Annotated in this window: 26 protein-coding genes; 10 read left to right on the top strand and 16 right to left on the bottom strand. The window is 68.7% G+C overall.

Features of this window, described 5'->3' with window-relative positions:
* The first annotated feature begins 102 nt into the window (after positions 1-102).
* Entirely contained in the window at positions 103-534 is a 432-nt protein-coding gene (locus tag ACM6LR_RS15470) for an ester cyclase (protein ID WP_414939257.1), read from the top strand.
* Positions 531-1,007: a DUF3237 domain-containing protein gene (locus tag ACM6LR_RS15465; RefSeq protein WP_414939258.1), complete on the top strand. Its 477-nt coding sequence runs from the start codon at positions 531-533 to the stop codon at positions 1,005-1,007. The genes ACM6LR_RS15470 and ACM6LR_RS15465 overlap by 4 nt, the downstream gene beginning before the upstream one ends.
* Positions 1,008-1,120: 113 nt before the next feature.
* Here ACM6LR_RS15465 and ACM6LR_RS15460 read toward each other — a convergent pair whose 3' ends face one another.
* Positions 1,121-1,321 carry a hypothetical protein gene (locus ACM6LR_RS15460; RefSeq protein WP_414939259.1) on the bottom strand — a complete coding sequence of 67 codons (201 nt, stop codon included), beginning with the start codon at positions 1,319-1,321 and terminating at the stop codon, positions 1,121-1,123.
* Between the two features lie 87 nt (positions 1,322-1,408).
* Between ACM6LR_RS15460 and ACM6LR_RS15455 the strand changes: the two genes are divergently transcribed.
* From ACM6LR_RS15455 to ACM6LR_RS15445, 3 genes are read left to right on the top strand one after another with little or no spacing between them, the layout of a single operon-like run.
* Positions 1,409-3,745, top strand: coding sequence for a xanthine dehydrogenase family protein molybdopterin-binding subunit (locus ACM6LR_RS15455; RefSeq protein WP_414939260.1), 2,337 nt, complete (start codon positions 1,409-1,411; stop codon positions 3,743-3,745).
* A complete protein-coding gene (locus ACM6LR_RS15450; RefSeq protein ID WP_414943988.1) occupies positions 3,742-4,590 on the top strand; it encodes an FAD binding domain-containing protein in 849 nt (282 codons plus the stop codon). The genes ACM6LR_RS15455 and ACM6LR_RS15450 overlap by 4 nt, the downstream gene beginning before the upstream one ends.
* The gene (locus ACM6LR_RS15445) at positions 4,587-5,048 is read left to right on the top strand and encodes a (2Fe-2S)-binding protein (RefSeq protein WP_414939262.1); all 462 of its coding nucleotides are present in this window, start codon (positions 4,587-4,589) and stop codon (positions 5,046-5,048) included. The genes ACM6LR_RS15450 and ACM6LR_RS15445 overlap by 4 nt, the downstream gene beginning before the upstream one ends.
* A gap of 549 nt (positions 5,049-5,597) precedes the next feature.
* Here the strand turns inward: ACM6LR_RS15445 and ACM6LR_RS15440 are convergent.
* Complete coding sequence (locus ACM6LR_RS15440; RefSeq protein WP_414939263.1) at positions 5,598-6,557, bottom strand: glycoside hydrolase family 25 protein; 960 nt, start codon at positions 6,555-6,557, stop codon at positions 5,598-5,600.
* A 128-nt stretch (positions 6,558-6,685) separates the two neighbouring features.
* Between ACM6LR_RS15440 and ACM6LR_RS15435 the strand changes: the two genes are divergently transcribed.
* The 3 genes from ACM6LR_RS15435 (at position 6,686) to bcp (ending at position 8,116) form a co-directional block, all read left to right on the top strand.
* Positions 6,686-6,868 carry a hypothetical protein gene (locus ACM6LR_RS15435; protein ID WP_414939264.1) on the top strand — a complete coding sequence of 61 codons (183 nt, stop codon included), beginning with the start codon at positions 6,686-6,688 and terminating at the stop codon, positions 6,866-6,868.
* A gap of 201 nt (positions 6,869-7,069) precedes the next feature.
* Positions 7,070-7,615 carry a hypothetical protein gene (locus ACM6LR_RS15430; protein WP_414939265.1) on the top strand — a complete coding sequence of 182 codons (546 nt, stop codon included), beginning with the start codon at positions 7,070-7,072 and terminating at the stop codon, positions 7,613-7,615.
* A gap of 27 nt (positions 7,616-7,642) precedes the next feature.
* Entirely contained in the window at positions 7,643-8,116 is a 474-nt protein-coding gene (gene bcp, locus ACM6LR_RS15425) for a thioredoxin-dependent thiol peroxidase (RefSeq protein WP_414939266.1), read from the top strand.
* A gap of 425 nt (positions 8,117-8,541) precedes the next feature.
* Here the strand turns inward: bcp and rdgB are convergent, their stop codons facing one another.
* Genes rdgB through ACM6LR_RS15400 form a run of 5 tightly spaced genes read right to left on the bottom strand, consistent with a single transcriptional unit; the run spans position 8,542 to position 12,218 of the window.
* Positions 8,542-9,147 (bottom strand): RdgB/HAM1 family non-canonical purine NTP pyrophosphatase, encoded by a 606-nt coding sequence (rdgB, locus tag ACM6LR_RS15420; protein WP_414939267.1) that lies wholly within the window; start codon positions 9,145-9,147, stop codon positions 8,542-8,544.
* Entirely contained in the window at positions 9,144-9,920 is a 777-nt protein-coding gene (gene rph, locus ACM6LR_RS15415) for a ribonuclease PH (protein ID WP_414939268.1), read from the bottom strand. Before rph ends, rdgB begins: the two co-directional genes overlap by 4 nt.
* Before the next feature lie 23 nt (positions 9,921-9,943).
* Complete coding sequence (locus tag ACM6LR_RS15410; protein WP_414939269.1) at positions 9,944-10,711, bottom strand: MBL fold metallo-hydrolase; 768 nt, start codon at positions 10,709-10,711, stop codon at positions 9,944-9,946.
* Between the two features lie 29 nt (positions 10,712-10,740).
* Entirely contained in the window at positions 10,741-11,547 is an 807-nt protein-coding gene (murI, locus tag ACM6LR_RS15405; RefSeq protein WP_414939270.1) for a glutamate racemase, read from the bottom strand.
* Positions 11,544-12,218: a rhomboid family intramembrane serine protease gene (locus ACM6LR_RS15400; RefSeq protein WP_414939550.1), complete on the bottom strand. Its 675-nt coding sequence runs from the start codon at positions 12,216-12,218 to the stop codon at positions 11,544-11,546. The genes murI and ACM6LR_RS15400 overlap by 4 nt, the downstream gene beginning before the upstream one ends.
* A 91-nt stretch (positions 12,219-12,309) precedes the next feature.
* Here ACM6LR_RS15400 and ACM6LR_RS15395 point away from each other — a divergent pair, with 91 nt between their 5' ends.
* Complete coding sequence (locus ACM6LR_RS15395; protein WP_414939271.1) at positions 12,310-13,182, top strand: arylamine N-acetyltransferase family protein; 873 nt, start codon at positions 12,310-12,312, stop codon at positions 13,180-13,182.
* Here ACM6LR_RS15395 and ACM6LR_RS15390 read toward each other — a convergent pair.
* The 9 genes from ACM6LR_RS15390 to clpS all read right to left on the bottom strand — a co-directional run bounded on the left by ACM6LR_RS15390 (position 13,143) and on the right by clpS (position 18,505).
* The gene (locus tag ACM6LR_RS15390) at positions 13,143-13,856 is read right to left on the bottom strand and encodes an aspartate/glutamate racemase family protein (protein WP_414939551.1); all 714 of its coding nucleotides are present in this window, start codon (positions 13,854-13,856) and stop codon (positions 13,143-13,145) included. The genes ACM6LR_RS15395 and ACM6LR_RS15390 overlap by 40 nt on opposite strands.
* Positions 13,857-14,115: 259 nt before the next feature.
* Positions 14,116-15,066, bottom strand: a complete 951-nt coding sequence (locus ACM6LR_RS15385) for a PLP-dependent cysteine synthase family protein (RefSeq protein ID WP_414939272.1) — start codon at positions 15,064-15,066, stop codon at positions 14,116-14,118.
* 3 nt (positions 15,067-15,069) lie between these two features.
* Positions 15,070-15,342: a MoaD/ThiS family protein gene (locus ACM6LR_RS15380; RefSeq protein WP_005165659.1), complete on the bottom strand. Its 273-nt coding sequence runs from the start codon at positions 15,340-15,342 to the stop codon at positions 15,070-15,072.
* 71 nt (positions 15,343-15,413) lie between these two features.
* Positions 15,414-15,821 (bottom strand): M67 family metallopeptidase, encoded by a 408-nt coding sequence (locus ACM6LR_RS15375; RefSeq protein WP_343072057.1) that lies wholly within the window; start codon positions 15,819-15,821, stop codon positions 15,414-15,416.
* A gap of 55 nt (positions 15,822-15,876) precedes the next feature.
* Positions 15,877-16,377: a hypothetical protein gene (locus ACM6LR_RS15370; protein ID WP_414939273.1), complete on the bottom strand. Its 501-nt coding sequence runs from the start codon at positions 16,375-16,377 to the stop codon at positions 15,877-15,879.
* Complete coding sequence (locus ACM6LR_RS15365; RefSeq protein ID WP_414939274.1) at positions 16,370-16,603, bottom strand: ATP-dependent Clp protease adaptor ClpS; 234 nt, start codon at positions 16,601-16,603, stop codon at positions 16,370-16,372. The genes ACM6LR_RS15370 and ACM6LR_RS15365 overlap by 8 nt, the downstream gene beginning before the upstream one ends.
* A gap of 59 nt (positions 16,604-16,662) precedes the next feature.
* Positions 16,663-17,655 (bottom strand): P1 family peptidase, encoded by a 993-nt coding sequence (locus tag ACM6LR_RS15360; RefSeq protein ID WP_414943987.1) that lies wholly within the window; start codon positions 17,653-17,655, stop codon positions 16,663-16,665.
* A complete protein-coding gene (locus ACM6LR_RS15355; protein WP_414939276.1) occupies positions 17,652-18,209 on the bottom strand; it encodes a DUF2017 domain-containing protein in 558 nt (185 codons plus the stop codon). The genes ACM6LR_RS15360 and ACM6LR_RS15355 overlap by 4 nt, the downstream gene beginning before the upstream one ends.
* Positions 18,206-18,505: an ATP-dependent Clp protease adapter ClpS gene (gene clpS, locus ACM6LR_RS15350; protein WP_414939277.1), complete on the bottom strand. Its 300-nt coding sequence runs from the start codon at positions 18,503-18,505 to the stop codon at positions 18,206-18,208. The genes ACM6LR_RS15355 and clpS overlap by 4 nt, the downstream gene beginning before the upstream one ends.
* A gap of 74 nt (positions 18,506-18,579) precedes the next feature.
* Here clpS and ACM6LR_RS15345 point away from each other — a divergent pair, with 74 nt between their 5' ends.
* Positions 18,580-19,884, top strand: coding sequence for a nicotinate phosphoribosyltransferase (locus ACM6LR_RS15345; RefSeq protein ID WP_414939278.1), 1,305 nt, complete (start codon positions 18,580-18,582; stop codon positions 19,882-19,884).
* Positions 19,885-19,888: the final 4 nt, after the last annotated feature.

Below are 19,888 nucleotides of genomic sequence, written 5' to 3'. Positions count from 1 at the left end.
CGCAGGACGCCCCGTGGCTGTGTCTCGCAAATCGGGCGCCGGCGACCCTCCCCAGGTCTCCACCCCTTGACTAAACTATACGAACGGTCGTACGTTTAGTTTGTGACCTTCGCACTCGCCCAAGCCTTGGCCGTCGCCAAGAGCAAGCAGGACATCCCCGCCGCCCTGGACCTGCTCCATCCGGACATGACTCTCGAAACCCCCGCCTTCGGCACGACCGCGAAAGGCCGAGCCGAGAACGAAAAGGCGCTCAAGCGCTTCTTCGCCACCTTTCCCGACTACGACGTCACCCTCGACGGCCACGCGAGCGACGGCGCGACACTCGTCTGCTGGGGTACCGCGCGGATGACCATGACCGGCGACCGGTTCGGCGTCGTGCCCAACGGCGATCGCGCCGAACTCCCTGTCTTCATCCAGTTCACGTTCGCGGACGGCCTCATCGCGTCCGAACGGTTCTTCTTCGACCTCTCGGCGCTCTGCGCCCAGTCCGGCGTCTCGACCGACGCCGTCCGGCGGAAGGTTTTCAGCTCATGATCACGCGCGTGAAGGACGTCGGCGAACTCCGCACGGAACTGCTCTTCGACATCGTCGTCGACCTGCACCCGCGGCTGGACATCGGCGGTGGACGGGTGTTCTTCGGCGCCGCGGGCGGCACGTTCGAGGGCCCGGATCTACGCGGCGAGGTGCTGCCCACCGGCGGCGACTGGGCCGTGTTCCGACCCGACGGCACGATGACGCTCGACGTCCGGCTGACCCTCCGCACCCACGACGACGCACTGCTGCACATGACCTACGGCGGCCGCTGGCGGATCCCGGCCGAACTCCGCGCCGAAGTCGCCGATCCCGCGACCCGGCATCTGGTCGATCCGGCCCGGTACTACTTCCGGACGAACCCGCTGTTCGAGACCGGCTCCGAGCACTACTCTTGGCTGAACGACGTCGTCTGCGCCGGCTCGGGTTACCTGGTCGAGGGCGGGATCGCCTACCGGGTCGCCAGGATCCGCTGACTTTCCAACTCGGAAACGGCGTCCCACCGCCGTGGCGGTACTTCCTCGCCATGGCCGCGGCGGACTCGCGGTCTGGGCCGCGCGATTCGGGATCACGATCGGACGTTCATCCGTCAGCCGGGTGTCGTGTGGCGGCTCGTGCTGATCGGCGCGAGGGCGGTGGCCAACGTCCTGGACCAGGTCCGGATCTGGTTCGCCGGGTCTGGTCCTCGAACCGGCTGCGGATTTGTGCCCTGCTCGACACCGTGGAACGCGCCGAGTTCGGCGTGGTCCAGGAACGGCTCGAAGTCAGCGCTTCCGTGCTCGGCAACCACGTCAGCGCGAGATCCTCGCCCAGGATTCCGCACCGGTGACCCATGTGCACGATGCGCGAAGGCCCGCCGGTACGGAAAAGTGACAGCATGGGCGAGGGACTGATCGGCGCGAGGGTGACCCGGCGGGAGGACGTCCGCCTGCTCACCGGCCGGGCGCGGTACATCGACGACGTCCGGTCGCCGGGGATGCTCGAGGCCGCGATCCTCCGCAGTCCCCTGCCGCACGCGCGGATCGTGCGCGTCGACGTCACGGCCGCGAACGCCCACCCCGGCGTGTTCGCCGTGGTCACCGGCGAAGACGTGCTGGCGAGCACGAAGACACCGCAACCGGTGATCTGGTCGAACCTGCCGGACATGCGGGTGCCCGAGAACCACGCGCTGGCCGTCGGCAAGGTGCGGTATCCCGGTCAAGGCGTCGCGGCTGTCGCGGCGAAGGACCGGGCGACCGCCGAAGACGCGCTGGAGCTGATCGAGGTCGAGTACGAGGAACTCCCGGCCGTCAGCACGCTCGAACAGGCACTGGCGGACGGCGCGCCGAAGCTCTACGAAGACTGGCCGGACAACATCGCCGGCACCGGAACGATCCCGATGGGTGACGTGAGCGCCGCGTTCGCCGAGGCCGACGTCGTACTCACCGAATCGTTCCGCTTCGCACGCCAGATGGGCACGCCGATCGAAACGCGTGGCGTGGTGGCGACCTGGGACCCGTTCACCGACCGGCTCGACGTCTGGCTTTCGACACAGGCGCCGAATCTCGCGCGGGAACTGTTCGGCGAGGTCTTCGGGCTCTCCATGGACCGGATCCGCGTGCGCACTCCCGACGTCGGCGGCGGCTTCGGGAACAAATTCGACTTCTACGCCGAGGAGGTCGTCGCGGCGATCCTCTCTCGACGCACTGGGAAACCGGTCAAGCTCATCGAGGACCGGAGAGAAAGCTTCGTCGCCAACGCGCACTCGCGCGAGCAGAAGATCGACGTCGAACTCGCGGCCAAGGACGACGGCACGATCACCGGTCTGCGCGCCACGGTGTACGGCGTCCTCGGCGGCACGCTCGGGACCGTCGGCCCCAGCCCGTGCTGGACGACGACCGCGCTGCTGACCGGGCCGTACGCCATCCCGAACGTGGAACTGAGCCTCGTCGCCGTGATGACGAATCGCTCGCCGTACGGGTCGTTCCGCGGTTACGGGCTGCCGAAGGCGAACTTCGTGCACGAACATCTGGTGGAACAACTGGCGAAACGCCTCGGCATGGACGCGCACGCGGTGCGGCGCAAGAACTTCATCCCGCCTGAGGCGTTTCCGTACCAGAGCCCGGTGTTCGTCTACGACAGCGGCCGGTACGAAGACTGCCTAAATCTCTGCCTGAAAGCGGTCGAAGACGCGGGCTGGGCGAAGCGCCGTGGAAACGGTGTCGGCATCGGATATTCGTTTCACAACGAACTGACCGGGTTCGGACCGAGCCGAATCATCAACCTTTCCGGCTTGGGGCATTCCGGCTTCGACGAGGAGGTCGTGCGAGTCGACTCGACCGGTCATGTGACCGTCTACACGGGACTGTCCGCGATCGGCCAGGGCATTCACACGACACTGGCACAGGTGGCCGCGCACACGCTCGGCGTCCCGCTCGACCACGTCACCGTGCTGTCCGGCGACACCGACAGCTGCCCGTACACCGGTTACGGCACGGCGGCGAGCCGAGGGGCGGCCGTCGGCGGCGCCGCCGTGCTGAACGCGTCGACCCGGCTGCGGGCGAAGATCCTGCGGGTGGCCGGGCACATCCTGGAGGCCTCCCCTGACGATCTGTCCCTCGAGGACGGAGTCGTTTCGGTGAAGGGCGTACCGGGCAAGGAGGTCACCCTGGCCGCGATCGGCGACGCGGCGTACCGGCGGCTGAACGGTATCTGGCCGGAAGACGAGACGCCGACGCTGGAGGAGCGCGAGGTCTACGACCCGGTCAACGTCGCGACCTCGTTCGGCTGCACCGCCGTGCTCGCCGAAGTAGACCGGGAGACCGGCGTGGTGACGTTGCTGGACTACCTGATCGCGCACGACTGCGGCACGGTGATCAACCCGACGATCGTGGACGGGCAGTTGCACGGCGGTGCGGCACAAGCGATCGGCGGCGCGCTGTACGAAGAGCTGGTCTACGGCGCCGACGGACGGATGGAGACCACTTCGTTCACCGGCTACCTGCTGCCGACCGCGACCGAGATCCCGCCGTTCTCCGTGTCCCATATGGCGACCCCCGCCGATCACGTTCCCGGCGGGTTCAAGGGCATGGGAGAAGCTGGCGTGATCGGCGGTGGCGCGGCGATCGCACACGCTGTCGAGGACGCGCTGCGCGAGTACGGCGTCGACATCACTTCGCTGCCGATCACGCCGCCACGGCTGCTGGCCGCGCTGAAGCGGGGAGCCCGCCGGTGAAGGCCGCGCCGTTCGACTATCTCCGGGTGTCGTCGCTCGACGAGGCCGCCCAAGCTCTGGGCACACCGGACTCACGAGTGCTGGCAGGCGGGCAGAGCCTGGTGCCGTCGCTGAACCTGCGTCAGGCACGGCCGTCGCTGGTGGTCGACATCAACCGCGTCGACGAGCTTTCCTTCCTGCGCCGGGAGAACGGGCGCCTGGAGATCGGCGCGCTCACCCGGCACCGGGTCGTCGAGACGTCCGAAGTCGTCCGGTCGGAAGTTCCGCTGCTCGCCGAAGCCCTCGGTTACGTGGGGCACGTGGCGATCCGGAACCGGGGCACGATCGGCGGCAGCCTCGCCCACGCCGACCCGGCCGCGGAACTGCCCGCGGTGATGGTCGCGCTCGACGCCGAATTCACCGTCCGAGGCCTGGACGGTGAGCGCACGATCGCCGCGCGGGACTTCTTCCTCGGCCCGCACCGGACCGCTCTGGGGACCGGCGAACTGCTGACCCGGATTTCGGTGCCGGTGCTTCCCGGCGGCTGCGCCGTCGAGGAACTGAGCCGGCGCAGCCGCGACCTCGCGCTGGTCGCCGTCTTCGCCACCGTGACGACGTCCGGCGACGTCTGCGAAACCGCCCGGATCGCCGTCGCGGGCGCGGGCCCCACGCCGATCCGGGCCACCGCGGCCGAAGCGTCGCTCGTCGGGCACCCTCTGACGGAGGGCGTGATCGCCGCCGCGGCCGATCTCGCCGCCACCGCGACCGACCCGCCCGGCGACCTCCACGCCCCGGCGGGCTACCGACGCGAGATGGCCGCGGTCCTCACCCGGCGGGCGATCACCCGAGCGAAGGAGGGCGCATGATCACGGTCACCCTGACGGTGAACGGACGGACCTACAGCGCCGACTGCGAGCCGCGGCGGACGCTGGCCGACTTCCTGCGCCACGACCTGGGTTTCACCGGGGTGCACGTCGGCTGCGAACACGGCGTCTGCGGCTCGTGCACGATCACCCTCGACGGCGCGAGCGCGCGTTCGTGCTGTCTGCTGGCGGTCCAGGTGGACGGCGCGGAGATCGTCACCGTCGAGGGCCTCGCTTCGGACGGCGAGCTGCACCCGCTGCAGGAGTCGTTCCGGAAACATCACGGCCTGCAGTGCGGTTTCTGCACGCCGGGGATGCTGGCGACGGCACTCGAGTTATTGAAGGAGAACCCCGCCCCGACGGACGACGAGATCCGGCAGGGGATCTCGGGGAACCTGTGCCGGTGCACGGGTTACCAGTTCATCGTGGACGCCATCCGGGACGCGGCGCCGGGCCGCTGAAGGGTCACCAGCGCTCGTCGATCCGCTCGACCTGATTCCGCGGTTCCTTGGCGACCCGCTTGGGGAGGGCGAGAAGCACGCCTTCGAGTATTTCCCTGCCTCGAAAGGATCGCCGCAACACTCCCAGATGCCACAGCCCTCGGTCTCGACCCGAAGCCGCCGGTACGGATCAGCGGCGGCTTCTCGCCAGAGAGGCAGCGCGGCCTGGACCGATCCGGCGTTCCGGGATCGTTCGAGGCGAGCGATCTCAGCGTCGAGCGGGGGCGCTCTACGCGGCATCGCCCTTCAGAAAGTTCGTCACGCGCACATCGTGCCACAACTCGAAGTACAAGAAGGTCCCCTTCCTGTACCTAGGCGCAGGGTCTCGGCAAAGTCGAGGTCTTGCAGGTCAGGCGGTTCTCCGTCGCGGGATCACACTGATCGCGAAGCTTGACCAACAGAGGTTCAGGGACATACCCCCCGGCATCCGCCCGAGCAGTGCCGACCGGCAGCTCTGCGACTTTGCCTGGACCCTGTACCTAGGCGCGAGGAAGGGGGCCTTCATGTACTTCAACCGACAATGTCGATCTCGAACTCCATGTTCGAGCTGTACTCGAAGTCGGCCCACACCGCGCCCGGCAGGGCGTACCGCCGGTGCGAAACCGTCTTCGGGTTGAATCCGGGCGTCTGCAAGGGATTCCCGCCGACACCGACCTTGTCGCTGCCCCAGGCGTAGATGTTGCCCTGCCAGACGGGTGCCTCGGTGACGCCGTCGCCGTCGACACGCGGGCGGACGATGATCGCGGCCGTCTCGCTGCCGGAGAGCAGCAGCCGCACGGACCTGGTGGACGGGCTGGCCGGAATGGTCTTGCGTTCCATGAGTTCTGTCGTCGCCTTCCGGTTCGGGGCGGCGCCGCCGCCGGTCAAGTGGGCGTTCGTGTAGGACTCGTTGAGGTCGACGCTGCTCGCGCGGATGCCGGGGATCTGACCGGCGTCGGAGTACTGGTGCACGTCGTAGCGGCCCGCGGCGGCGTCGGGTCTGGCGCCGTAACGCGCGATCCAGATCACCAGGTCCGGTACGCCGAACTGGTCGGGGCGCAGCATCTTCGCGAGTGAGTTGTTCATGTACACGCCCGGCCGGAACCCGTGTCCCGCGACGCGGTTGCAGAACCTGATCGAGAAGTCCCGCTTGCGCCCGTCGGGGATGTTCGGCGCGCCCGAACCCGGCGGGTTGTCCTCGAGGTCGAGCATCGGGACGCAGCCGGTCGCCCCGAGCCGACGGACCTCCGCGATGAGCACGCCCGCCTGCGCCTCGGGCGACGGACTCTCCTGAGCGAAGTGGTAGCCGCCCACCGGAATTCCGACGGATCTCGCTCCGGCCACCAAGGCGTCACCGGTGTTGCGGCCGCCGTTCGGCAGGCCACCACCGTCGGTGAGCTTGACGAAAACGTACGAAACACCGTGATTCTTGACGGCTTGCCAGTCAGTAACGGATTGGAAGCGGCTGTAGACATCTATTCCCAGCGCCATCGTTACAGCCTGGCGGGTGGACTAGTCGGACAAAAGGGCCTAGTGGGCGATAACCCGGACATCCGATTCGCCCTTTCGAGCGGCCCTCCCTGGCCGACGCGGCTCATCCGTACCCGTACTGTGACGACATGGCGTCTCGAAGCCCCTTTCGCTGGATGACCCGGTGGGTGGACTGGTTCGAAGAGCGCGGCGTCTACGTCCCGGGCGAGGAGAGCCGCGCGGTCGACCCGATGCGTGATTTCGGCTGGTTGATCGTGGCCTGGGTGTCCGGTCTGGCGATCTTCATCCTGTTCTTCGCCATCGCCTTTTGACCCCTGACCGGTGTACCACCGAGGTGACGACTGTCACTAGCCGTACCCTTCCGATCACGGAACGGCCACGGCTGTACACCAGGTGCGCCTCAACCCGGCCTCGCCGCTCCTCTCAGCTGAAGAAGACCGTCACCCTGGACTCTTCGGCACTAATGACTACCTCGAACGGCCCACCCGCACCGCCGACTGGAGTAACCGCACATGGCGCCCCCGCGCACCCCGAAGCTCTTGATCGCCGCCTGCTCACTGATGCTGGCGGCCGCGTGCGGGGTTCCGGCACCGGAAAAGGGGGCCGCCGTTCTCGGCGCGGACGTCCCGGCGCAGGGGCTGGCGGCGACGCACGCGGAAGGCGACCTCGCGTTCGGCGCCCCGCACCGGTTCGCGACCGGGGTCACGATCTCCGTCTCCGCGCCGAAGTCGTTCCGTCCCAGCGCGTCGGCGTACCCGCAGAGCCCGCGCGCGGTGGCCTTCGGCATCGAGGTGACCAACGCGGGCGACGGGACCTACCGGCTTTCCGGACTGTCCGTGACGGGCGAGGTCGACGGCGAAAGCTCGTCGGTCAAACAGGTCGTCGACGCCGTGCAGGGTTACAACGGCATCGCGGACGCGGGCAAGGACGTGGCACCCGGCCGGTCGGTCCAGCTGAACCTGGCGTTCGCCGTTCCGGACAAGCCGGTGAAGCTGCGCCTGCAGGTGCGGCCGAACCCCGCGGAGCCCGTCGCCGCGAAGTACTGCGGGAAGGTCTGACGCCGCCGGTTCGCTACCGTGTGCGTCATGACCGACCAGCGACTCTCCCCTGGCGACAAAGCGCCCGACTTCACCCTCCCCGACAGCGAGGGCAACGACGTCAAGCTCAGCGACTTCCGCGGCAAGTCGGTCGTCGTCTACTTCTACCCGAGCGCCGGCACGCCGGGCTGCACGAAGCAGGCGTGCGACTTCCGGGACAGCCTCGCGCAGCTCAACGACGCCGGCTACCAGGTGCTCGGCATTTCCCCGGACAAGCCCGCGAAGCTCGCGAAGTTCGCCGAGGCGGAAGGGCTGACCTTCCCGCTGCTCTCCGACACGGAGAAGACCGTCCTCAAGGCGTACAGCGCCTTCGGGGAGAAGAAGAATTACGGCAAGGTCTACGAAGGCGTCATCCGCTCGACTTTCGTCGTCGACGCGGAGGGCAAGATCGCCGTGACACAGTACAACGTGCGCGCTACCGGGCACGTCGCGAAGCTGCTGCGGGACCTCTCCCTGACGTGAGTGGTAGGACCACGGTGAGTCGCGGTCGTGGGTCCGTGAAGGACTCCTTGAGGGACCCAGGGTCCCTCAAAGTTCCCCTCATCCGCCCGGGAACTCCACCTCCGGCCTCAGCAACACACCAGCCACAACGATGGCGCGTGAAGGTCTTTTCCCAGTACAGGAAGGTCCCTTCCTTGCGCCTAGTGTCGCGTGATCCTGCTTGCTTGACGTTGGGTTTCGTTCCTTGGACGGCGATCTCGCGTGATCAGACGGCGGTTACCCGTGATTGGACGGCGATCTCCGGAGATCGCCGGCTGATCACGGGTAAGACCTGCAGGATCACGCGACACTAGCGCAAGCAAGGGGCCTTCCTGTACTTCCAAAGCACTGGGCATGAGCCTCGTGAGTGGTAGTCGCGTCAGGACACGACTCACCACTCACGAGACCTAACCCGCCAGTTTCCCGAGTTCCCCTACCAACGCCCGCAACGCCTTCCCCCGATGCGACGCCGCGTCCTTTTCGGACGGTTCCAGCTCGGCGGACGACCGCGTCTCCCCTTCGGGCACGAAGATCGGGTCGTAGCCGAATCCGTTGGCACCACGGCGTTCCCGGCTGAGCGAGCCCCGCCATTCCCCGCGCACCACGGTCTCGCCGCCGCCGGGGACGACCAGCGCCGCCGCGCAGACGAAAGCCGCGCCCATGCGCTCGTCGGGAGTGTCGGACAGCTGTGCCAGTACGAGGTCCAAGTTCGCCTCGTCGTCGCCGTGCTTGCCCGACCAGCGGGCCGAGAGCACGCCCGGCATGCCGTTGAGCGCGTCGATGGCGATGCCGGAGTCGTCGGCGATGGCCGGGAGGCCGGTCGCGGCGGCCGCGTCCTGCGCCTTCGCGAGCGCGTTGCCCTCGAAGTCCGGAGCGGTTTCGGGCGCTTCGGGGAACTCGGGGACGTCGGCGAGGCCGATGACCTCGACGCCCTCGATCCCTTCCGCCACCAGGATGCGCCGGAGTTCGCCGAGCTTCTTCGCGTTGCGGGTGGCCAAAAGCAGTTTGGTCACTTCGCACCCTTCTTCTTGTCCGTGCGCGGCTCGGGCAGTTCGCCGGGGTACGGCAGCGCGAGCGCCTCGGTCTGCAGGCGGGTCAGCTCCGCGCAGCCTTCGAGCGCCATGTCCAGCATGGTGTCCAAAGTGGACCGCGCGAAGGTGGCGCCCTCACCGGTGCCCTGCACCTCGATCATGGTGCCCGCGTCGGTGGCGACGACGTTCATGTCGACCTCCGCGCGCGAGTCCTCCTCGTAGGGCAGGTCGAGACGTACGCGGCCGTCGACGACACCCACGCTCACGGCGGCCACCGAGGACGAAAGCGGCTGCGGGTCGGCGAGCCTGCCGGCCGCGCCGAGCCAGGTGATGGCGTCGGCGAGCGCGACGTAGCCGCCGGTCACCGCGGCCGTGCGGGTGCCGCCGTCGGCCTGGATGACGTCACAGTCGATGACGATCGTGTTCTCCCCCAGCGCCGCGAGGTCGATGCAGGCGCGCAGGGACCGGCCGATCAGCCGGGAGATCTCGTGCGTGCGGCCGCCGACGCGGCCCTTGATGGATTCGCGGTCGCTGCGGGTGTTGGTCGCCGACGGCAGCATCGCGTATTCGGCGGTGACCCAGCCGAGGCCGGAACCGGCCCGCCAGCGGGGGACGCCTTCGGTGACGCTCGCCGCGCACAGCACCCGCGTGTCGCCGAACTCGATCAACACCGAGCCCGCGGGCCACCGCTGGAAGCCGCGGGTGATCTTGATGTCGCGAAGCTGGTCGTCGTTCCTGCCGTCTTTTCTCGCCACGGCCGTCACTCTAGAACCCCGGGTCAGAGGTCGTAGACGGCGCCCTGCTCGACCAGCTCGGCGTCGGGGAACGCGACGGCCGCCTCGGCGAGCACGGCGTCGCGATCGGTCCAGGGCGCGACATGGGTGAGCAGCAGCCGCCCCGCCCCGGCTTTGCGCCCCAGTTCCCCCGCTTCCTTGCCGGACAGGTGGACACCGATCGGGCGGTCGGGCGAGTCGGTCCACGACGCTTCGGACAGCAGGACGTCGACGCCGGCGGCGAGGTCGGTCAAGGTGTCGCAGACGCCGGTGTCTCCGGTGTAGGCGAGCGTCTTGCCGCCGTGCGTGATCCGCAGGCCGAACGCCGGCGTCGGGTGGTCGACCGGGACCGCGGTGACCTCGAACGGCCCGATCTTCATGGGCTCCGTGCGCAGGACGTCGAAGGCGAAGACGTCGGAGAGATCGGTGGTCGCCCGCTCCGCCTCGTTCGCGGCGTAGGCGTAGGCGAGCCGCTCGTGCACGTCAGACGGCCCGTACACCGGCAGCCGTCGCGGCCTCGCCGGATACGGCAGCGCGGGGTGGTAGCGCCGCAGCACGGTCAGCGCGCTGACGTCGGCACAGTGATCCGGGTGGAGGTGCGAAAGGATCAGCGCGTCCAGGTCGAACGGGTCGCGCAGGGCCTGCAGCCTGGCGAGCGTTCCGTTGCCGAGTTCGAGCCCCAGCACGAACCCGTCCGCCTCGATCAGGTAGCCGGAGGTGGCGGCGTTGGGCCCGGGGATGCTGCCGGAGCAGCCGAGGATCGTGAGACGCACTGTGACACCTTAAGCGCGGATTCGGCGATTTACGCTCGGGTGGGAGCCAGCACACCCGGAGCGAAACCCATGAACCGCTGAGCGAGTCTGGTGAACGGCTCGGCGGATCCGGTGGCGACGAACTCGTGCCGCGGCGGGGTGTCGCGCTCGGCGAGGAGATCGTTCTCGGTGAGGACGCGCACGAGGTCACGCGCGGTCTCCTCGGCGCTGGACACCAGCGTGACGTCCTGGCCCATGACGATCTGCAGCACGCCGGACAGCAACGGGTAGTGCGTGCAGCCCATGACCAGCGTGTCGACCTGCGCGTCCAGCAGTGGCTCCAGATATCCCTGTGCGAGCCCGAGCACCTGGCGCCCGGTGGTGATCCCGCGTTCGACGAAGTCCACGAACCGCGGGCACGCGACGCTGGTGATCTCGACTTGCTGGGCGGCGTTGAAGGCGTCGTCGTAGGCGCGGGACCGGACGGTGCCCTCGGTGCCGATCACGCCGATCCGGCCGGAGCGTGTGGCGGAGACCGCTCGGCGCGCGGCCGGGAGGACGACCTCGATCACGGGGACGTCGTAGCGCTCCCTGGCGTCGCGAAGACAAGCGGCGGAGGCGGTGTTGCAGGCGATGACCAGCGCCTTCACCCCACCCTCGACGATGTCGTCCAACGCCGCGAGCGCGTACTCGCGCGCCGTCGCGATGGGAAGCGGACCGTAGGGGTTGCGGGCGGTGTCGCCGACGTAGCGCAACTGCTCGCCGGGCAACTGCTCCAGGATCGCCCTGGCGACGGTGAGCCCGCCCACTCCGGAATCGAAGACGCCGATCGGGGCGTCGGCGCTCGGCGTGGTCACCCGGCGAGGCTACCCGGACCGGTGGAGGTCCCTTTTGAAGAGGGCTGCCTGGCTCGGGACTTGTCCATCCGTGCCACCACCCAGGCCGCGAAGACCCCGGACAGCGCGCCGAACAGATGCCCCTGCCACGAGACGCTCGGATCACCCGGAAGCAGTCCCCAGAGCATCCCGCTCCAGATTCCCAGCAGCAGCACGGCCACCAGGATCTGCCCGACGGCCCGGTTGAAAATGCCTCTGACCAGCAGGAACGCAAGCCATCCGAAGGCGACGGACGAGGCTCCCACGGTCACCGTGTTGTCCGGCGCGATCAGCCAGACACCGAGACCGGAGAGCACCCAGATGATGCCGGTGACCAGTGCCCACCGGCCGATGCCCGCGGCCATCGCGAGGAAGGCGAACACCAGGACCGGGACGGTGTTGGCGAACAGGTGACCCCAGCCCGCGTGCAGCAACGGCGCCCAGAGCACGCCGTCGAGGCCGGAGACGTCACGGGCGACGATGCCGCCCTGGTCGAGGTCGGCGGGCAGCACGACGTCGACCAGCTCGACCAGGTAGAGCAGCACGGTGAAGGCCAGCGCCACGATCGCGGCGGCCTTCGGGTTCGGCGGCAGGACGCGTTTGGCCGGATCCGTACCGGACGACTCATTCGCCGGTACCGGCTGGGAAGGCATTGTGGTCACGCCCCCAGGCTACGACGGGGACCGCCGAGATCGCCTCCGTGAGAACCCTGAATTGTCGGTGGGCGGCGCTACGGTCGTCGGCATGGGGACTTCTTCTTCCGAGCACGTGGACGTGCCGGCCTATCTCGCGCGACTCGGCCTCGAGCACGAGCCGCCGTCCCTCGGCGCGCTCTTCCGGCTGCACGCGGCACACGTCGAACGGGTGCCGTACGAAGACTTCGAAATCCAGCTGGGCCGGGTGACCTCGCTGGATCCGGCGGTGTCGTTCGGCCGGATCGCCGCCGGCCGCGGCGGCTACTGCTATCACCTCAACGGCGCGTTCTCCGCGCTGCTTCGGGAGCTGGGCTACCGGGTCACGAGGCATCCGGGTGGGGCGCAGATGCCGGGCGACCCGGCCGGGATCCACCTCAACCACCTGCCGCTGACCGTGTCCGGGCTGGCGGAGACACCGGAATCGAGCTGGTTCGTCGACGTGGGGCTCGGCGACGGCATCCACGAGCCGCTTCCGTTGCTCGAAGGCGAGTACAAACAAGGGCCGCTGGTGTTCGGCATGCGGGCCTCGGAGGTCACGCCGGGCGGCTGGCGGTTCGACCACGATCCGCAGGGCAGTTTCGTCGGGATGGATTTCGCGCCGGAGACGGCCGTGATGCCGGACTTCGCCGAGAAGCACGTCGAACTGTCCACGTCCGCGAACTCCGGGTTCGTCCGCACGCTCGTGCTACAGCGCCGGGACGCCGAGGGCGTCGACTCTCTGCGCGCGCTGACTTTGAGCAGGCTGCCGGGCGACAAAACGGTGCTGGAGTCACCTGCCGTCTGGTGGACGGCGATCGAGGACGTCTTCGGCGTGCCGCGCGGCGGCTTCACCGGTGAAGAACAGGACAGGCTGTGGCGGCAGGCCTTCGAGCAGCACGAACATCACAGTGCGGGAGGGAGTGAGATCTCGCCGAGCGCGTAGTCCACGGCCGCTTCGGCGTGCAGCCTGGTGGTGGGGAACGTCGGCACCGGGCTGTCTTCGGGGCCGACGAGCAGTTCGATCTCGGTACAGCCGTAGATCACGCCGTCGGCTCCCGCCTCGACGAGCCTCGTGATGACCTCGCGGTACCGCTCGCGAGAGTCCTCGGTGACGACGCCGTGGACGAGTTCGCCGTAGATGACCTGGTGCACCGTCTCGCGATCGGCTTCGTCCGGCACGAGCACGTCGAGCCCGTGCGCGACGAGGCGTTCGCGGTAGAACGGCTGGGCCATGGTGAAACCGGTACCCAGGAGCCCGACGCGCTCGATCTTCGCCGCCTTGATCGCGGCGGCCGTGGTGTCGGCGAGGTGCAGTAACGGAATGCCGAGGCCGTCGATGAGCAGAGCGGCGACCTTGTGCATCGTGTTGGTGCACAAGACGATGAAGTCCGCTCCGGCCGCTTCGAGGCCGCGGGCGGCACGGTTCAGTTCCCGACCGGCGTCGTCCCAGCGCCCTTCGGTCTGCATCGCTTCGATATCGGCGAAGTCCACGGAGTAGAGCACGGTACGCGCGGAGTGGTACCCGCCTCGCAGCTCACGAACGCGCTCGTTGACCAGCCGGTAGTACTCGGCCGACGATTCCCAGCTCATCCCGCCGAGCAGCCCGATGACCTTCATGCCCGCCATCCTGCCAGCGTCCGTGCTATGAACGGACCTTTCCCAACAAATCCTGTCAGGGTCCCGGCGAAGTCGCAGAGCTGCTGGTCCGCGCTGCTGGCGGTAGTCCGAGTTGGACATTTCCGGTGCCTGCCAAATCCTCCCCACTCGGGCGTGTGCCGGGGTTCCTTAGGGGACGAATAAACCGCCTGACCTGCAAGACCTCGACTTTGTCGGACCCGGACAAATCCTGTTAGGAAAGGTCCGTTCTTACACGTGGTCAGGCCCAGAGCTGCCCGTCAAGCCTTTCGGCCGCTTCGTCGAGCGAACCGGAGTAAGCGCCCGTAGAGAGGTACTTCCACCCAGCGTCCGCGACCACGAAGGCCACGTCGGCGGGCTTCCCCGAAGCAGCGGCCTTCTCGGCGACGGCCAGCGCCGCGTGCAGCACGGCACCGGTCGAGATCCCCGCGAAGATGCCTTCGTGCTCCAGCAGCTCCCGTGTCCGGCGAAGCGCGTCGTAGGCGCCGACGGAGAAGCGGCCGTTGAGCACGCTCGCGTCGTAAAGCTCCGGGACAAAGCCCTCGTCCAGGTTCCGCAGGCCGTACACCAGCTCGCCGTAGCGCGGCTCGGCCGCGATGATCTGCACGTCCGGCTTCGCCTCGTGCAGGTAGCGCCCGACACCGACCAGTGTGCCGGTGGTGCCGAGGCCGCCGACGAAATGCGTCAGCGTCGGCAGGTCCTTGAGCAGTTCGGGCCCCGTGCCTCGGTAGTGCGCTTCGGCGTTGGCCGGGTTGCCGTACTGGTAGAGCATCACCCACTCCGGGTTCGCCTCGGCCAGTTCCTTCGCCCGGCGCACGGCCTCGTTGGACCCGCCGGCCGCCGGGGAGAAGACGATCCGCGCGCCGTACGCCTGCAGCAGTTGCTTGCGTTCGATGGAGGTGTTCTCCGGCATGACGCACACCAGGCCGTAGCCCTTGAGCTTCGCCGCCATGGCGAGCGCGATCCCGGTGTTGCCCGACGTCGGCTCCAGGATCGTGGAGCCGCGACGGAGGATGCCCTCCCGCTCGGCGGCCTCGATCATCGCCAGCGCGGGGCGATCCTTGATCGAACCGGTCGGATTGCGATCCTCCAGCTTCGCCCACAACCGCACGTCGTGAGTGGGCGAAAGCCGGGGCAGGCCGACCAGCGGGGTGCCGCCGAGCGTGTCGAGCAGCGACTCGAAGCGAGCCATGGATCAGCCTCCGGCCACGGCGGGCAGGATGGTCAGCGTGTCGCCGTCCTTGACCTCGGCCTCGAGGCCACCGGAGAAGCGGACGTCCTCGTCGTTGACGTAGACGTTGACGAAGCGGTGCAGCTTCTCTTCCTTGACCAGGCGGGCCTTGAGGCCGCCGTGGCGGGACTCGATGTCGTCGATCACCTCGAGCACGGTCTTGCCGGTCGCCTCGACGGACTTCTCGCCGCCGGTGTGCGTACGCAGGATGGTCGGGATGGACACGGTCACGGCCATGGTTTCTACCTCCGGTGGTGTTCTCTATTACGCAGACGTTCGGGTCGGCCCGCTTGTTCCGGGGCCGGGGTTCAGCCGGTGATCTCGACGGGCTCCTCGGTGATCTCCCCGTCCACGATCCGGTAAGACCGGAATTGGTGCGAATCGGGGTCCTTCGTGGACACGAGCACGTAGTGCGCGTCCGGTTCCGAGGCGTACGAGACATCGGTGCGCGACGGGTAGGCGTCCGTCGCGGTGTGCGAGTGGTAGATGACCACCGGGACCTCGTCGTTGGCGTCCATCTCGCGGTAGAGCTTGAGCAGATCGCCCGAGTCGAATTCGTAGAACGTGGGCGAGCGGGCCGCGTTCAGCATCGGGATGTACCGCTCGGGGCTGTCCGACCCTTGCGGACCGGCGATCACCCCGCACGCCTCATCGGGATGGTCACGACGGGCGTGGGCGACGATCTCGTCGACGAGTTCACGGCGGATCCGGAGCACATCGCACATCTTAGGTGCTGGACAGGCGCCTTCCACACTCTGAGATTGCCGCCACTCAGAGCGTGTAGATGACCGGCTCGGCCGGATCGACGTAGAGCGCCGCGGTGATCATGAGCTCGAGCTTCTGAAGCCACAGGGACTTCACCTCGCGGTCTTTTTTCGCATAGCGTTCGTCCGGCGGGTCGGACTTCCACCGCGGCTTGCGCAGGTACCGGACCTGGGCGTGGACGAGCGTGAGACGCAGGTCCTGCACCCCGCCCCGGTCGAGGGTCAGGACCTGCCCGCCCGGCCAGGCCGCGAGAACGCGGGCCACCGCGGCGACGACCTCACCCCGCATGGCCCGGCCGTGCCTCGCCCGGAAATCGGCGCTGGCGGCCTTTCGGGGGTAGGCGTCCGGGAACAGCAGATCGTCGGGCACCCCGTCCGGGCCCACGGGGTCGGCGGCCAGCGCGCCCGCGAAGTCGGTCAGGATGAACCGCAGCACCTCGGCCACGTTCTCCGCCATGTCGATCCGGGCGCCGTCGCCCTCGGGTGCCACCCGCGCCGCGTCACGCACGCCGGGCTTTCCGCAGCTTCGCGTTGAGGCCGCGGACCTGGAACGCGGCGACCAGTCGCTCCGCCTCGGCCTGAGCCACGGGCGTGAAGTCGCCCTGGCCGTGTTGATGGATGTCCTCGGCCATCTGGCGCGCGTCATCGGTGGACAGGCCGATCAGCTCCTCGATCACCAGCGAGACGCCCGTGTCGGTGTTGATGTGGTCATTGTGGATCTCGACGATCCACAAGCCCCCTTGTCGCATGCCGACTTGATCGTCCGCACCCGTTCCGCGTTACGCGCGTCGAGTTACGCGAAGGCCTCAGGCCACACGTCGCGGTACGCGCGCATGCCGCCTGCCGAAGTGGCGTTCAGCACACCGTGCACCATCGTCCGCCCGAACACCCGCGCGGCGGCCGAGCACAGCGTGTCCAGCACCGCCGCCCGTCGCGTCGCCGCGACCGGGCCCGCGCCGCCGGGTAGTTCCCGCTCGCCGGTCGCCAGCGCGAAGACCGTGTCGCCGTCGAACATCGTGTGCGCGGGCCGCACGGCCCTGGCGAGACCGTCCTGCGCGGCCACGGCGAGCCGTCGCGCCTCCGCCTTGGACAACGCCGCGTCGACCGCGACCACGCCGATGGTCGTGTTGAGCCCGGCGGTCTTCGCCTCGACCTCACCTGGCCGGTCAGGCCAGCGGACGCCGAACTCGCCGTCGACCTCGTGATCCGCCGCGAAGGCACGGCCGGTCGAGAGGCCGACGGCCTCACCGGCGGCGTTCACGGCGGCCACGACGCCGACGGTGAACTCACCGACCCGTTCCGAGGCCGTCCCGATCCCACCTTTGAGTGATCCCGCCTTCGCCCCGGCACCCGCGCCGACGGTCCCCAGCGGCACAGGACCGGCAACGGCCGACTCACAGGCCGCGTAGCCGAAAGAAGCGTCCGGACGGTTTCCCCAGTCACTGCGCGGCAGGTCGAACAGCACCGCGGCTGGCACGATCGGCACCACCTCGTGCGGCTCGGCACCGACCGGGATGCCCAGGTTCCGTTCGGCGAGCCAGCGCATGACGCCGTCCGCCGCGGCCAGGCCGTACGCGCTCCCACCCGACAGGCAGATCGCGTTGACGTGCTGGACCAGGTTCTCCGGCTCCAGCAGATTGGTCTCCCGCGTGCCGGGCGCGCCGCCGCGCTGGTCGACTGCCCCGACGGCACCGCCGGGGACCAGCACGACCGTCGTCCCGGTCGCCCAGCCGCCACCGACCCGCTCGTGGTGCCCGACCAGCACCCCTGGCACGTCGGTGATCATGAGGTCAGCGACTGGATGAGGGTCTCCTGCACCCAGGTCAACCAGTGGTAGACGCCGAGATGCGGCGCGCGGGGATCGTCCTCGGGCAGTTCGTCGGGCATGTCGTCGGTGACGTCGAGCGCGGTGCCCAGCGCCAGCCGGACGTCGTTGAGCGCGCCAAGCCACGCGTCGGCCTGCTCGAAGGTCAGCCGCACGTCACCGCCGTCACGCGGCAGCGTGTCCAGCACGATTTTGGCGACGCCGACCTTCTTGTCCAGCAGATCGGGCTCGTGGATCGACCGCATCGCGGCGGCCGAATCGATGTCCTCGCGGGTCGGGTTGTCCGGGTCCAGCTTGTGGAAGTCCGGCAACAGCCGCGAAAGCACCGGATCGTCGGGTGACTCGGTCGGGCCCGTGCGGATCCCGGTCAGCTCCGCCAGCTCGTCCTGCGGCGCCTCCTCGGCGCGCGCGGTGAGCATGTCCTCCAGCTGGCTGACCAGACCGCGAAGAACCGCGGCCTCCTGCTGCTCGAACCCGGCGACGATGGTTTCGCCTTTGCGGCGCCATCCGTTCATGACGGCTGCTCCATCGTCGCCCAGAGACCGGCCGCGTGCAGTTTCGCGACGTCGGTCTCGACCTTCTCCTTCGAACCGGAGGACACGATCGCCTTGCCCTTCTGGTGCACGTCGAGCATCAGTTTCGTCGCGTGGTCCCGGCTGTAACCGAACAGCTTCTGGAACACGTACGTCACGTACGACATGAGGTTCACCGGATCGTTCCAGACGACCGTCCGCCAGGGGCTGTCCTCAGAGGCGACTTCTACTCCCTGTGGATCAACCTGCGTCTGCTCGGATGCGACAGGCGTGGACATGCACTCCATGGTGTCACGGGCCCAACCCGGTACGGGCTGGCAGGTCCGGCCATGTGAGTGAATAGGCTGGCCGCATGGGTTTCCCCGAGGCGGCCACTAGCGCCGGCACCGCGTTGCTCACCGACCACTACGAGCTGACCATGCTGGCCAGCGCCCTGGCCGACGGGACAGCGGATCGGCCGTGCGTCTTCGAGGTCTTCGCCCGTCGCCTGCCCGACGGCCGTCGCTACGGCGTCGTCGCGGGCACCGGCCGGGTCCTCGACTCGATCGCGGACTTCCGGTTCACCGACGCCGAGCTGAGCCAGCTGGAAGCGACCGCTGTCGTCGACGACGCCACCCTTTCGTGGCTCGCGGACTACTCCTTCTCGGGGAACATCGACGGTTACCCCGAGGGCGAGCTGTACTTCCCCGGCTCCCCGATCCTGACCGTCACCGGTTCCTTCGGCGAGGCCGTCGTGCTGGAGACGCTGATCCTGTCGATCCTGAACCACGACAGCGCGATCGCGTCCGCGGCGGCGCGCATGTCGGGCGCCGCGCACGGCAGGCCGATCATCGAGATGGGCGGGCGCCGCACCCACGAGTGGGCAGCCGTCGCCGCCGCGCGGGCCGCGTACCTCGCCGGTTTCGCCACGACGTCCAACCTCGAAGCCGGACGCCGCTACGGGATCCCGACGCGGGGCACCGTCGCGCACGCCTTCATGTTGCTGCACGACAGCGAAGAGGAGGCGTTCCGCGCGCAGGTGGACAAGATGGGCGCCGACACCACACTCCTGGTGGACACCTACGACATCACCCAGGGCATCGAAACAGCCGTCCGGGTGGCCGGGACCGAGCTCGGCGCGATCCGCATCGACTCCGGTGACGTGGGCCCGCTGGCCCGCAGGGCCCGCGAACAACTGGATGCCCTCGGCGCCAAGGACACCCGCATCGTGGTGTCCGGTGACCTCGACGAACACGCCATCGCGGCGCTCCGGGCGGAACCCGTCGACGCGTACGGCGTCGGCACCTCGGTCGTCACCGGCTCCGGCGCGCCGACCGCCGGGATGGTCTACAAACTCGTCGATGTCGACGGCAAACCGGTCGCCAAGCGCAGCGCGCACAAGGAGTCCCGCGGCGGCCGGAAATCCGCGCTGCGACGGCACCGCGACACCGGCACCGCCGTCGAAGAGGTGATCTGGACGGCCGCCTCAGAGGTCCCGGAACAGGGACCGAACGACCACGAATTACAGATTCCGCTGGTCCGGGACGGCCGGACGGTGGATGATTTGCCCACGCTGGACGACGCGCGCCAGCGGCTTCGCCGGGCCTTGGTGAGCCTGCCGTGGGAGGGCCTCAAGCTCTCGCACGGGGAGCCCGCCATCCCGACCGTATTCGTCTGAAGAG

Origin of the sequence: Amycolatopsis sp. cmx-11-32 (assembly GCF_047608695.1) — a bacterium.
GTDB lineage: Bacteria > Actinomycetota > Actinomycetes > Mycobacteriales > Pseudonocardiaceae > Amycolatopsis.
Note: the sequence above shows the minus strand (reverse complement) of the source record. Positions and strands in the feature narration are given on the sequence as shown.

What these genes read in the sequence shown, in the direction of transcription:
- ACM6LR_RS15465 (WP_414939258.1), top strand. Translation starts at nt 531, where the DNA reads ATGATCACGCGCGTGAAGGACGTCGGCGAACTCCGCACGGAACTGCTC.
- ACM6LR_RS15455 (WP_414939260.1), top strand. Translation starts at nt 1,409, where the DNA reads ATGGGCGAGGGACTGATCGGCGCGAGGGTGACCCGGCGGGAGGACGTC.
- ACM6LR_RS15445 (WP_414939262.1), top strand. Translation starts at nt 4,587, where the DNA reads ATGATCACGGTCACCCTGACGGTGAACGGACGGACCTACAGCGCCGAC.
- ACM6LR_RS15440 (WP_414939263.1), bottom strand. Translation starts at nt 6,557, where the DNA reads ATGGCGCTGGGAATAGATGTCTACAGCCGCTTCCAATCCGTTACTGAC.
- ACM6LR_RS15435 (WP_414939264.1), top strand. Translation starts at nt 6,686, where the DNA reads ATGGCGTCTCGAAGCCCCTTTCGCTGGATGACCCGGTGGGTGGACTGG.
- ACM6LR_RS15430 (WP_414939265.1), top strand. Translation starts at nt 7,070, where the DNA reads ATGGCGCCCCCGCGCACCCCGAAGCTCTTGATCGCCGCCTGCTCACTG.
- bcp (WP_414939266.1), top strand. Translation starts at nt 7,643, where the DNA reads ATGACCGACCAGCGACTCTCCCCTGGCGACAAAGCGCCCGACTTCACC.
- ACM6LR_RS15400 (WP_414939550.1), bottom strand. Translation starts at nt 12,218, where the DNA reads ATGCCTTCCCAGCCGGTACCGGCGAATGAGTCGTCCGGTACGGATCCG.
- ACM6LR_RS15395 (WP_414939271.1), top strand. Translation starts at nt 12,310, where the DNA reads ATGGGGACTTCTTCTTCCGAGCACGTGGACGTGCCGGCCTATCTCGCG.
- ACM6LR_RS15390 (WP_414939551.1), bottom strand. Translation starts at nt 13,856, where the DNA reads ATGAAGGTCATCGGGCTGCTCGGCGGGATGAGCTGGGAATCGTCGGCC.
- ACM6LR_RS15385 (WP_414939272.1), bottom strand. Translation starts at nt 15,066, where the DNA reads ATGGCTCGCTTCGAGTCGCTGCTCGACACGCTCGGCGGCACCCCGCTG.
- ACM6LR_RS15380 (WP_005165659.1), bottom strand. Translation starts at nt 15,342, where the DNA reads ATGGCCGTGACCGTGTCCATCCCGACCATCCTGCGTACGCACACCGGC.
- ACM6LR_RS15360 (WP_414943987.1), bottom strand. Translation starts at nt 17,655, where the DNA reads ATGATCACCGACGTGCCAGGGGTGCTGGTCGGGCACCACGAGCGGGTC.
- ACM6LR_RS15355 (WP_414939276.1), bottom strand. Translation starts at nt 18,209, where the DNA reads ATGAACGGATGGCGCCGCAAAGGCGAAACCATCGTCGCCGGGTTCGAG.
- clpS (WP_414939277.1), bottom strand. Translation starts at nt 18,505, where the DNA reads ATGTCCACGCCTGTCGCATCCGAGCAGACGCAGGTTGATCCACAGGGA.
- ACM6LR_RS15345 (WP_414939278.1), top strand. Translation starts at nt 18,580, where the DNA reads ATGGGTTTCCCCGAGGCGGCCACTAGCGCCGGCACCGCGTTGCTCACC.